Origin of the sequence: Streptomyces sp. NPDC060198 (assembly GCF_042728415.1) — a bacterium.
GTDB lineage: Bacteria > Actinomycetota > Actinomycetes > Streptomycetales > Streptomycetaceae > Streptomyces.
The window spans coordinates 1-11,991 of the sequence record NZ_JBHWZJ010000218.1 but is presented as its reverse complement, the minus strand read 5'-3'; the positions used below and the strand labels follow the sequence as shown (position 1 = coordinate 11,991).

The 11,991-nt window shown below is 71.4% G+C and carries 6 protein-coding genes and 3 pseudogenes; 4 read left to right on the top strand and 5 right to left on the bottom strand.

Going from position 1 to position 11,991, the window contains the following annotated elements; translation table 11 throughout:
* Both ACFWEP_RS23455 and ACFWEP_RS23450 read right to left on the bottom strand, forming a co-directional pair.
* Positions 1-2,513: AMP-binding protein (locus tag ACFWEP_RS23455; RefSeq protein WP_387372531.1), on the bottom strand; the 2,513-nt coding region annotated here is incomplete at its 3' end.
* A gap of 1,018 nt (positions 2,514-3,531) precedes the next feature.
* Complete coding sequence (locus tag ACFWEP_RS23450) at positions 3,532-3,975, bottom strand: ATP-binding protein (protein ID WP_387372529.1); 444 nt, start codon at positions 3,973-3,975, stop codon at positions 3,532-3,534.
* Positions 3,976-4,548: 573 nt separating this feature from the next.
* On the opposite strand from ACFWEP_RS23450, the gene ACFWEP_RS23445 reads away from it, so the two are divergent.
* The gene (locus ACFWEP_RS23445) at positions 4,549-4,689 is read left to right on the top strand and encodes a cytochrome P450 (protein ID WP_387372535.1); all 141 of its coding nucleotides are present in this window, start codon (positions 4,549-4,551) and stop codon (positions 4,687-4,689) included.
* A 136-nt stretch (positions 4,690-4,825) separates the two neighbouring features.
* Here the strand turns inward: ACFWEP_RS23445 and ACFWEP_RS23440 are convergent, their stop codons facing one another.
* Together ACFWEP_RS23440 and ACFWEP_RS23435 are read right to left on the bottom strand one after the other, a co-directional pair.
* Entirely contained in the window at positions 4,826-7,561 is a 2,736-nt protein-coding gene (locus tag ACFWEP_RS23440; RefSeq protein WP_387372527.1) for an RICIN domain-containing protein, read from the bottom strand.
* Positions 7,498-7,707, bottom strand: a pseudogene (locus ACFWEP_RS23435) (beta-galactosidase); the annotation flags it as partial. The gene ACFWEP_RS23440 and the pseudogene ACFWEP_RS23435, both read right to left, overlap by 64 nt.
* A 363-nt stretch (positions 7,708-8,070) precedes the next feature.
* On the opposite strand from ACFWEP_RS23435, the gene ACFWEP_RS23430 reads away from it, so the two are divergent.
* Positions 8,071-9,060: a LacI family DNA-binding transcriptional regulator gene (locus tag ACFWEP_RS23430; protein ID WP_387372533.1), complete on the top strand. Its 990-nt coding sequence runs from the start codon at positions 8,071-8,073 to the stop codon at positions 9,058-9,060.
* 505 nt (positions 9,061-9,565) lie between these two features.
* Positions 9,566-10,393 (top strand): annotated as a pseudogene (locus tag ACFWEP_RS23425) (amidase family protein); the annotation flags it as partial.
* A gap of 333 nt (positions 10,394-10,726) precedes the next feature.
* Here ACFWEP_RS23425 and ACFWEP_RS23420 read toward each other — a convergent pair.
* Positions 10,727-11,392, bottom strand: a complete 666-nt coding sequence (locus tag ACFWEP_RS23420; RefSeq protein WP_387372526.1) for a hypothetical protein — start codon at positions 11,390-11,392, stop codon at positions 10,727-10,729.
* A gap of 298 nt (positions 11,393-11,690) precedes the next feature.
* Here ACFWEP_RS23420 and ACFWEP_RS23415 point away from each other — a divergent pair.
* Positions 11,691-11,991, top strand: a pseudogene (locus ACFWEP_RS23415) (serine/threonine protein phosphatase); the annotation flags it as partial.

Sequence of the window (11,991 nt, the reverse complement as noted above, 5' to 3'; positions counted from 1 at the left end):
GCGGTGCTGCGACGGCTCGTCGTCTCGGTCATGGCGGGCTCCCTCCTGGCTGTGCACACCGTGCCGCCGATCAGCAGCTCTCCGGGGGTGCCGGGCGGGACACGGCCGCCCTGCGCGTCGCAGACCGTCGCACGGACCCCGCCGATCGGTGCGCCGATCGGCGGCCGGGTACGGCTGTCGGCCGCCGCCAGGTCGGCGGTCGTCGCGATGATCGTGGTCTCGGTGGGGCCGTAGGAATTGACGAGCCGGACCCGGTCCCCGAACCGGGCCCGCCAGGCGCCGACGGCGCTGGACCTCACCTGGTCGGCGCCCAGGATCATCAGCCGCAGCGAGTCGGGCCATGCCACCGCGTCCAGGTCGCCGACCAGTTGGTGCCAGTAGGGGGTGGGCAGGTCCATGACCGTGACGTCGGCGGTGAAGGCGTGGCCGAGCTGGTCCGGCAGGGCGGCACCGGCTTCGGCGACGACCAGGGTGGCGCCGGCGGCCAACGCCGGGAAGAGTTCCTCGGCGCTGGTGTCGAAGCTGAGCGAAGCGCAGTGCAGGACGCGGTCGGTGTGCGTGATGCCGTAGCCCTCACGCATCCACCGGACCCGTTCGGCGAGTGCGCGGTGCGGCACGAGGACGCCTTTGGGGGTGCCGGTCGAACCCGAGGTGTAGATGACGTAGGCAGGGTCGTCGGGACGGATGACAGGAAGAACGGCGGCAGGAGAACCGCCGGAGCCGCCCGGAGCACCGATCCGTTCGCCGCCGCGGGCCGTGTCCGTGCTCACAGGATCACCGGAAGTGTCCTGACCGTCGACGGTCAGGGTTCGCACGCTTTCCGGAACCTCGCGCGATCCTGCCTGGCCGGAGGTGAGGACGACCCGGGTTCCGCTGTCCTCGATCATGAACGCGATCCGGGCCGCCGGGTAGTCGGGGTCGAGCGGCACGTACGCCGCACCGGCCCGCCAGGCGGCGAGCATCGCCACGACCGCGCGCGGGCCGCGCGGCAGCAGAACGCCGACGGTGTCCCCCTGCCGGATCCCGTGGGCCGCCAACCGCCCGGCCAGCCGGCCGGCCTGCGACCACAGGGTGGCGTAGTCGAGTGACTCCTCGCGCCCCCGCAACGCGGTCCTGTCGGGTCCGTTGCGCACCGCCTCCTCGACGGCGGCGAGCACGGTCGGCGGTCCTGCGGCCAGGACCGGTCCCCGGCCCTGTTCCCGGAGAGCCGCGAGCTCCGACGCGTCCGGCATCGGCAGCCGGCGGACCAGCGTGTCCGGGTCGGCCACCGCCGCGCGCAGCAGCGTCTCGAACCACCGGCCGAGCCGAGCCGCCCATGCGGCGTCGATGAGGTCCGTCCGGTACCCGAAGACGGCGACGACGTCCTCGCCGTCCCGTCGCACGTCCAGGGTGAGATCGAACTTGCAGGCCTCCATGCCCGGGTCGAGCTCGGTGCAGGAGAGGTCGGCGAACGGTGCGGCACGCAGCAGACCAGCGTCCTGGGTGTGCACGGTCAACAGAGTCTGGAACAGTGGCGTCCGCCCCGGATCACGGTCCAGGCCCAGGGATTCGGCCAGTCGCTCGAAGGGGATCCGTTCATGGGTGAAGGCACCGAGGACGGTGCTGCGGGCCCGCCGCAGCAGGTCGGCGAACCCGGGGTCGCCGGAGAGGTCGGAGCGCAGTACCAGCGTGCGCGAGAAGTAGCCGATGACCTGCTCGGCCTCCGGGTCGGTGCGGCCTGCGGTGGGGACGCCGATGCAGAAGTCCTCCTGCCCGGTGCAGCGGTGGAGGACCGCCTGGTAGGCGGCGAGCAGGACCATGAACGGAGTGCAGCGCCGGGCACGGGCCAGCGCGTCCACCACGGGCCCGGCGCCGGTGATCACCTGCGTGTGGAAAGCACCGTGGGTGGTGGGCTGTTCGGGTCGCGGCCGTTCGAGGGGGAGCTCGAGGGCGGGGGCGTCGGCAAGGCGTTCGTGCCAGTAGGCGAGTGCTTCGCGCGTCTGCGGATCGTCCGCCTCCCGCGCCTCCGCGGCGGCCTGCGCGCGGTAGGGGGGCGGCAGAGGCAGGCCGGTGGCCCGACCCTGCTGGTGGGCGGTGTAGTGCGCTGCCAGTTCGTCGCGGAGGATGTTGAGCGACCAGCCGTCGGCGACGATGTGGTGCAGGACCACGCACAGGACGTGCTCGCTGTCGCCCGTCCGGAAGAGGGATACCCGCAGCAGAGGCCCTTGCCCCAGGTCGAAACCACGGTTGGTGCGCTCGGCGAGCAACGCTTCCAGCCGGTGGTTCCCGGCCCTCAGGTCAAGGTGCTCGACGGCCACCGGAGCGGGCGCGCCGACCACCACGGCGGGGACGCCATCCTCGTCCGGGAAGCGCATGCGCAGCGACTCGTGCCGGGCCACCACCTCGTCGAACGCGGCCCCGAGTGCCGACTGCACCAGATCACCGGTCAGCCGCAGCACGAGGGGGATGTTGTACGAGGGGTCGTCCGGCTCCAGCTGGTGCAGAAACCACAGCCGTCTCTGCCCGTGGGTCATCTCCGGACACAGAACTGGAACACTCATCGGGCTCCCCCGGGCGCGCACGCCGCAGGGCGTGATGAGCGGATGCTTGAGATCGAGCAGGACGAACGACGAGCGGGGTCCAGGCGGTTACGGAGACACGAGGGGATCCGGCGGCGTTGAAGCCGACGAGATCAAGCCAAACTTGGCTTCAGATGTTTCGATGTTATGAACAGCACACGCGCGAGTCAATACAACTTCCTTATTCACGAACGGAATTGATCACTCCCATCCGCTGCTCACACCCGGCCGCAAGAGGGCCGGATCAACGCGTCCGCAGCCGGCGACGGGCTCGAACGCGCAGGTGAGGGCCTTGACGATTCCGAGCTTGTGCTGACCGATCCGGTCGAGGTCCGCGCCCGGGGGTCGGCAGGATGGGGTTGGTGTCCCGGACCGCGATCTCCACCATGCCGCGCGGATGCGCGGTCCGAGACGGACCGGTCCCGGGCGCGTACTTGCCTGCGTCGGTGACGAGTTCGCTGACGACGAGCCGAGTGATGTCCCGGGTCCGCGGGGACACCGGTGTTCCGTCTCCGCGACCCCGGGGCCGAGGCAGCGGGCGGCGACAGCGTGCTGCGGATGCTGCGCACCGTCGGCGTCGACTCCGTCCCAGCCTTCACCCGGACGTCCCCGCGGCGGCGAACGGCTGACCACGAGCCCGGCGACGCCAACCCCCACAGGCCTGGCCGCCAGACCGACGGGGTGGCGGCGTCGGGGCCGCTGACAACAGTGCGGGGCCGTGGGACCGTCCGGGTCGAACTCCGGCAGAGCGGCTCCACTGCTGCCCCGACGTGCAGGCTTCGCGGCCGACGGGCAGTCGTGTCCGGCGTTGTCCGCGAGACCGCCTGCCTGAGTCGGGGGCAGAGGGAAGACGGACGGGATGGCGCGCGAGGGAAGGCAGCCCCAAGGGTCGGCGCAGCCGGCCGCGGGGGCTGCTACCGCCCGGACGGCGCCGGCCTCACCGCCGTGACCCAGTCGGCATGATCGCCGTGCCTCAGCCGAGCTCGCCGCCGTGACGAGGCTTCGGAGCTCCCGGAGGTACGAAGCACGCGGTGACGGTCTTGCCGGACGCCTGCGGGTGGGTGGTCCAGCCGTCGGCGAGTGCGTCGACCAGTACCATTCCACGCCCTCCGGGCGTCGTGAGGTCTTCTGCCTTCTTGGTCGGGGGAAGGGGGTCGGAGTCGTGGACACTCACATGCAGACAGTGGCTGTCCCAGGTCAGAACGAGTTGGGCGTCACTGTGTGCGTGCACGTGCGCGTTGGTCACGAGTTCGGAAACGCTGAGCAGGATCGCGTCCACCGTTTCGTGCGCGTTCCTGGTCCATTTCAGGGACTCCAGGCGCTCGCGCGTCCATTGACGGCCGGCCCGCACCCCTTGCGACACCGGAAACGTCTGAGCCCAGCCCACCGCGCGCAGCAGCGAGGTGTCATTCGCCATGGCTCCTCCCTCGTTCGGTCTTTCCTCCCGTCTACCCACACCTTCGCCTCATCACCGCCCGGCAACTCCCCTCCTCCGCTCCCGGGTCTGCGCGTCGTCCTCCCGGCAGCCGCACCCAGGGACCCAGGGCTCCCCCGCTCCGCCGTGCAACAGGCGGTGGCAAGCGGTAGGAACTCACCCCAGCGGTCCGGCAGGCGGGGCGGCAGGGCTGGATCGAGTGCGCATACGCCCTGGCGCTGGAACTGACCGATCCGGGCCGTGGCTTCTGGGAGCTGTCGAACATCGGGGCCGCTCAGGGAGCGGGCGCCGGGCGCCGGCCGGAGCAGCCCCGCCGAGAAGGCTGGGACGGTGCATCAACCCTGCGAGGCTTCCACGATCGGCATGGTGGTGCGCCGCCACAGGATGCCGGCGCTCCTGTGGCGGGCGCGGTTGCCCGGATCGGGGGAAGAGAGCCGAGCACGGTGCAGTCACGTCGGACGGAGGTGCGCATGGTGAAGGGCCGGGCGGAGGCGAGGCTCAGCCGGGCGCGCGAGCGGGGCCGCCTTCCGGCTCGCAGAAGACGGCGGCCCGCACCTGGCCTTCGGCCGCGGGCCTCATTTCTGCGTAGGCGCTCCCCTCGCCCGCCTCCCGTCGCGCACGGCGCTGTCGGCCCTCTTCAACCGCTTCCCACGCTCCGTCTCGCCGCCGCTCCGGGCCCACCCACTTCGTCCTTGACGATCAGCACCGTCACCTCCCCGCTGGTCGCGGCCTGATCTCCCGGATGCCGGGACGAACGGGCCCGACCGCCCGTGCCACCACCGGCCGGTCTGTCGGACTCGGCCGGCGGCGTTCGGGCGGGGCGGGGCTGGGCTCAGCCGACCGTCCACCGCTGGAGGGCGGAACCGGTGTCGGTCTGCTGGGTGAGCAGGGCGCCCTGGCTCGTGGACGCCGAGGTCAGGACCAGATTGCTCTTGACGGAGGTGACGCTGTAGGTGCCGTCGGAAAGGCGCGTGAACGTCCAGTGCTGGTTGGTGCCGCTGGTGCAGGTCCACTGGATGATCTTGGCGCCGGCGGCGATGGAACCGTCGGAGACGTCGGCGCACAATCCGGATTCGGCGTTGCGCAGTTCGTAGGATCCGTCGCTCTGCCGGCTGAGGGTCCAGGTCTGGTTGGCGCCGCCGTTGGCGGTGTAGGTGATGAGCTGGGTGCCGGCGGTGGTGCTGTGGCCGGGGTTGTCCAGTGCCTGTCCGCCGGTGGTGAGGGTGTGGTCGCCGTTCAGCCCGGCGGCGGAGGTGCCGACCGCCGTGACGGTCAGCGTCTGCTCCGCGGCGCCCCGTCCGCCGCCGACCGTGCTGCCGGCGGTGTCGGTCCAGGCGCGCACGGGAGTGGTCTCGGCGAGCCTGCCGTTGACGCCGGAGAGGCCGACGACCAGGCCGCTGTAGCGGTTCACCAGTCGGTACGTGCCCGTGGCAGCGCCGTTGGCCGAGGAGGTGTTCGGCACGACGAACCACTGCTGGCCGACGGTGGGGCCGCCGCTGCCGGGCGGGGTGACGGTGGGCGCGCTGCCCCAGGCGCGGCCCGTCGCGGCGGTGGTGGGTACGCCGAGGAGCTGTCCGGTGGCGGCGTTGGCGATGCGGTAGGAACCGTCGCCGGTGCCGGTGAAGGTCCAGGCGTCCAGCCCCGTCCCGGTGGAGGTGGCCGTCGAGGTGGTGGCGGAGGAAGTGGAGGAGACCTGTGCCAGGATTCGGCCTCCGCCGCCCGCGATGCGATAGGTCCTGGCCGGATCGAAGGCCGCGGGGGCCGGGGCGGAAGAGTTGACCGTCAGGTTGACGTACTCGCCGGAGGCGCCGCCCGAGCAGCCGAAGGAGCAGTAGGACCGGAAGTCCTTGCCGACTATCGCCGAACCTGTCTTGCTGACGCCGTCGAGGAACCACCGGTACCAGGAGGCGGTGTGATACCCACCGGTGTCGCCGATCAGGCGCCACTTCTGGGTGGCCAGGTTGTCGGTGGCGTACAGCTGTTGCGGCGCGTTGCCGGACTGGTCGGCCGCCTGGGGTTCGCCGATGTAGAGGCCCAGGTAGGCGTTGTAGGTGATGTCCATGACGAACAGGGGCGAGGTGGGCGGGGTCTTGCCCGCGGCGACCTGCTGGTCCACGCTGCCGGTGTTGGCCGGGTCGTACTCCTTGGCGGTGGGTGTGTAACCGGTGGTGTCGGTGGCGGTCACCGGGACCGTGTTGCTCTCCCGGCCGCCGACACCCGGCTGGGACCAGGAGCCGCCGTACCACTTCTGCCAGGTGCCGGAGGCCATTTTGCCGGACAGCGGGGCGCGGGCCACGTGGGAGTAGAACGCCTTCCAGCCGCCGTTCTTGTCGATGAGTCGGGAGCCGTAGAAGACGTAGAAGTAGCCCGAGGCGGCGTCAACGTAGAGGCGCTGGTCGCCGTCGCCGTAGGAGTACGTCTGCTGCGGGAAGGCCGTGGTGTCGCCGCGCGCGGTGCTGTACGGGGACGTGAGGGCATGGCCCTTGATGGTCCAGTGCCGTCCCTGGTCGGTGGAGACGGCGTAGTCGATGGCGTCGAAGTGGCTGCTGTCGCCGAAGGGCTGCGGGGTGAATTCGTTGTGCACCAGGCCGTACCAGTCCCCGCTGTCGGGGTCGACCCATACCCCGGCCAGATCGCAGAAATTGCGCTGCGAATAGCCGGAGCCGCTGGGCGGGAAGGTCGCCGCGGTACCGGTGGGGCTGTTGTTGCACAGCGTGGTGGTGTCCGCGTTGGTTCCGGAGTCGCTGATCGCGGCGGAGCGGGTGGCGGTGTCGAGGTCCGCGCCGGTGTAGAAGGTCCACGTCCGGCTGTCGCTCGGACCGTACAGCGAGTGGGCCTGCTGGTAGTAGAACGTCCCGTCCTTGTCGATGTACGGGTAAGCGGGGGTGTCGTCCGGGTGGGTCCAGCCGCCCTTGGCGCCGACCGTCACCGTGTAGGTGGGGTCGGCGGCGGAGGCGGCCGGGACGTTCACGTTCAGCACGGTGCCGACCACGGCGAGCGCCGCCGCGGCGAGTGCTCCGACGGCCCTGGTGCGACGTGCGGTATGTCCGGGACTCCTGCGAGGGGTCGCCACGGTGTGCTCCTTCGGTGTCGGGGTGTGACGGCGTGTGGGGATTCGGAGGTTGTCGGGTTCTGCGGGTCGGTCGAAGGTCTCGATGCGCACCTGCGGTTCACCGAGGTCCGGCCGGTCGCACGGAGCGATCTGCTCGCCCAGGCGTTCGAGCTCCAGCACGGTGAGGGTGTGGTCCCCCGGTTGCCCCGGGCTGTCCCCCGCGTGCAGGAATGGGCGGGGCAGGCAGAGGGTGGCCTGCGGCCCGATGTGCCAGTAGCTGCCCAGCAGTTGGCCGTTGACCCAGCAGAACCCCTTGCCGAAGCCGGGCAGACGCAGAAAGGAGTCGGTCGGCTCGTCGACGGAGAGGCAGGCGGTGGCGAACCCGGCCCCGAAGCCAGTTCGCGCCGGCCGTCGAAGCGGATGTCGCCCGGTGCGCGCTCGGGGAAGTTCCGCGGGACGTACGTGTCGACGGTGTTCAGGCCGAGGGCTGCCGGCCGCCTCATGCGGTCGGCCCACCGTTCGGGGTGGACACGGGAGTTGTGCGGCGAGCCGGAGAGGACGCGGTGCGGGCGGCCGGCGCGCAGCAGCGTGCCGCCGGTGTGGGTGATCGCGGCCGCGGGGCGCTGGGCGCGGGCGGTGCAGGGGACGGTCCGCCCGGTCACGTGACGGCTCCGGCGGTCATGCCCGCACGCCGGAGACGCTGGAGGACGGAGAAGGCGTTCGGCAGACGTACGTCGGAACTCCTCACGGCTCCTCCAAAGTGCTGCGGCAGACCCGGAGCAGGACGCTCCGGGGGGACCGCGCGAGGTGAGACGCCCTGGTCCTGGGGGACCCGGTGCGTCTCGATGGCCGGAACTATGGCAGAGAATGTTAACGATGCCAACAGGGCCATCACCCGCTTTCTACAAGGGACTTCGTTTCTTCGGCGCAGACATTCTGGGATCGATATCATTGCCTCGTCGGCCAGCGAGGGAAGGGAAGCCATGGCGAAGCCGCACGGCAGAAGTGCCGATCGCCCACCGGGCATGGTGGACGTGGCACGTGTCGCCGGGGTGTCCGCGCAGACGGTTTCACGGGCTCTCTCAGGACATCCCCACGTGCAGCCGCACACGCGGGAGCGGGTGCTGGCCGCTGTGGAGGAACTCGGTTACCGGCGCAACAACGCGGCCCGCATGCTCTCCTCGGGGCGCAGCCGCACCCTCGGCGTGGTGACCCTGCAGACCACGTTCTACTCGCGGGCGGCCCTCACCGCCGGCATCGAGAACGCAGCGCGGGCCGCCGGGTACGAGGTCAGCACGGCGGACACCTCCTCCCTGGACACCTCCAGCATCGAGGTCGCCCTCTCGCGGCTGGCCGATCAGGACGTCGAAGGCGTCATCCTCGCCGTGCCGCTGATCCACACCAGTGCGCGCATCGAGCAGTTCATCCGGACCACTCCGACGATCGCGGTCGACGGGCCCAGCACCGACACCGCCGAAGTCGTCGCGATCGACCAGGCGCTCGCGGCGCGCAAGGCCACCGAGCACCTGCTGAACCTCGGGCACAGGACCGTCTGGCACATCGCCGGGCCTGAACACTGGCTGGAAGCCGCCCGCAGGCGGGACGGTTGGCGCGCCACACTCGAAGAGGCCGGCCGACCGGTACCGCCGCAGCTGGAGGGGGACTGGTCACCGGCCTCCGGTTACCGCAACGGGCTTCTGCTCGGCCGGATCCCGGAAGCGAGCGCGGTCTTCGTCGCCAGCGACGAGATGGCCTTCGGCGTGATCCGGGCGCTGGCCGAGCTCGGGCGGCGCGTGCCGGAGGACGTCTCCCTGGTCAGTGTCGACGACATCGACCTGGCCGCGTACTGCACCCCTCCGCTGACCACGGTCGCCCAGCCGTTCGCCCAGACCGGCGAACTCGCCGTGGCCCACCTGCTGCGGCACATCACCGACCCGGCGGGCACGGTCGTCCCCGCATCGGTCGAACCACGACTCGTCGTCCGCGCCAGCACGGCCCCGTACGCCGGGACGTGACACCGCCAGTACCGGCAGGTGCCGCTCCCGGCCTCGCCCCCCGGGTCCGGGGTGGGGTCAACGTGGGGAGACCGACCCGGCAGAGAGCAGGCAACGGCTACGGTTCCCGGTCCGTCACCCGGGGTGTCCGAGGGACCGGCACGAGATCCGGGGCACACCGACCCGGGAAGCGGGCCGCCCGACGCGATCCCTGTAGCGGGAGACACAGGGGTGGCCGCCTCGGGTCCGACGGGGTGTTCGGTTCCTCGCCGATTCCGGAGTTCGGGGTCGCGAGGAGGCGAGCGGGCGCAGCGCCATGTCGAGCCGGCGGAGGCGGGACCCGGACGTCGAGCCGATCGGCGCGGAAATGCCGATGCGGGCGTGGACGTCGAGGATGACACCGATGGTCGGCAAGCGGCCTCCTCGCACCGGTACGGCGCGCACCCGGACCTCACAGGACGACCGCGCACCCTTTGTGCGCGGTCGTCGCCTTCGTCGACGCCCACTGGGGTGCGCCGGACCTCGTCCGACCGTGGCCGGAATCATTTCGCGCGCCGGAGAGATCCCGGCCCACCGGCTCTGCACCGATTTCGACAGCCTGTCCGTCCTCGGCCACAGTGCGCTTGCCTGACTCGGCGACGCGGACGCACTCCTCCTGCCGACGACACCCGGGCACCCGACCCTCGCGGAGGTCGCGGTCGACCCCGTGGGCGCGAACGCCCGGCTCGGCCGGTTCACCAACTCGGCCGGCCTCTTCGACCTCGCGGCGGTCGCCGCTCCGGCGGGCGAGGTGAACGGGCTCCCGTTCGGCGTGATGCTGATCGGCCCCGCGTTCACCGACGAACGGCTCGTCCGCATCGCCGGCCTGCTCGCCGCCCCTCCTCCGCACCTCGCGGTGGTCGGCGCACACCTGTCCGGACAGCCTCTGAACGGAGAGCTGCTGGCCCTCGGCGCCCGGTTCGTACGCACCACCACCACGGCACCCGACTACCGGCTGTACGCCCTCGACACGTCGCCGCCCCAGCCCGGTCCGGTCCGTGCCGGCGGAGGAGATGCCGCCATCGAGGCCGGGGTGTGGCGGCTCCCGGCCGAAGGGCTCGGCACGCTCCTCGCGGCGCTCCCCCACCCCATGGCCCTCGGTACGGTGGGGCTTGCGGACGGCACCTGCGTGACGGGCTTCCTCTGCGAGCCCGAAGCACTCGACGGCGCCCGCGACATCACCGCACACGGCGGCTGGCGCGCGGCCCTCCCGACGCTCTCGGCCCCGCCGCACACCGCGGACACGACGTCGGCATGCGGGCGGTCGACACCGGTGCCCACGACGACCGCCTCGGCGCCCCCGACGTCGCCCTGAGCATCGTGGCGGTCGGCCCGCGCCGGCACCGCGGACCGCGGACCGCGGCCCGCCACGACCGGAGCGCTCCGCGAGGCCCCGCCGGCAGGGGGTCTCCCGCCGGCAACAGACACATGGGGTGCCGCTTCGGGACGGCAAGGCAGCCGTCCTCCCGCGTTCGGCGGTTCCGGACCACCCCAGCGGTCCGGAACCTCAGCGTGACGAGCCCCACACGGTCAGTACTGTCCGGCGCGGCGATTCTCCCCTGCTGACTTCCCGTCTTCCCCTGCCGACTTCCCGCCGAAAGGTTCGGTGCCCAACGCCGCCGGGCCTGTCCGGGCGCACAAGCCGAGATCAGATCCACGGGCAGTTCGCGGCCTGCCTGCCGTGCCGCGCACTCGTCCGAGCGGTCACGGATACTCCCGGCTTCCGACAGTCAGCGTGGTGACCGAGGGAGGGCACGTGTACCTGGGACGTGGCCCTTTGCAGCATGCCGAGCTTCTGCTGGAGAGGGCGCTGCTGTTCTCCTTGCAGGGCGTTCAGCACGACGACGGCGCCGGTCAGAGCCGGGATGGTCCACTGCATCAGTGCCAGCTGCTTCCGCGCCTTGTCCAGATCGACGGGATGGCCGGCAGCCTTCGACAGGTCGGCCGGATTGTCGGACGAGGAGAGTTCGAGCCTTTTTCCCAGCACCCGGCTGTACGCGGTCGCGGCCAGCGCAGCGCCGGTCAGCACCGTCTTGGCCAACGTCGAAGCCGCTACCCCCTGCTGGGTCTGTACTCGGGCGGCGTTGGCGACCAGCAGGCCGGCTCCGCCGATCACGTGAAGGCCGATCGCCGCGGCGTTCACCGGCGTCCACTTCGCCCAGCCGGCACTGGCGATCCTGAACGTGTCCGTCACGGTGCGTCCCTCGCTCGCGGCGGCGCCGTTCAGGCCGACGGCGCCCATCAAGGACCCGCCGAACCAGGCCGCCAGGCCCAGATCGTGGACGCTGCGCACGACTGTGTTGCGTTCCGACATCGATACTCCTTGCTGCGGGAGAGCCCGTAGTGGTCCAGGGGCCCGCTCCCACGGTCGCCGCGGGGAGACCGGTGCACCACAGAAGCGCCGCATTCGGGCCAAGAGGGCCGGCCGGTTCCGTCACGCTCGCGGACGGCAGCGGAGGGTCGGTGGACGCCCGCGTGGCGGCGGGATGGCCCACCGGGCCGGTGAGGGTCACCCTGCCCCTGGAAGGTTGATGGTCCATGTCAGGAGTACACGGTGCGACGAGCTTGTTGGTAAGGGTGTTCCCAGTGGGCGAGGAGAGGAGGCCGGAAAGGTGGTTGGCATCGATTTCCCGGGCGGGCTGCGGGCGGACGGCCTGCCGGCCGCGTTGTCGGATCCGTCGCGTCTGGCCGCGGTGGAGGACACCGCTCTGCTGGACACCGGGCCCGAGGCGGTCTTCGAGGACCTTGCCGCGCTCGCCGCGAGAATCACCGGGGCGGGGCGGGCGTTCGTGACCCTGGTCGACGCGGACCGCTCCTTCTGGAAGGCATGCGTCGGCGTCGATGCCGACGCGGTGTCCGACCGGCAGAACCCGGTGAAGGAGAGCTTCTGCTACTTCCTGGTCGGGCTGGAGG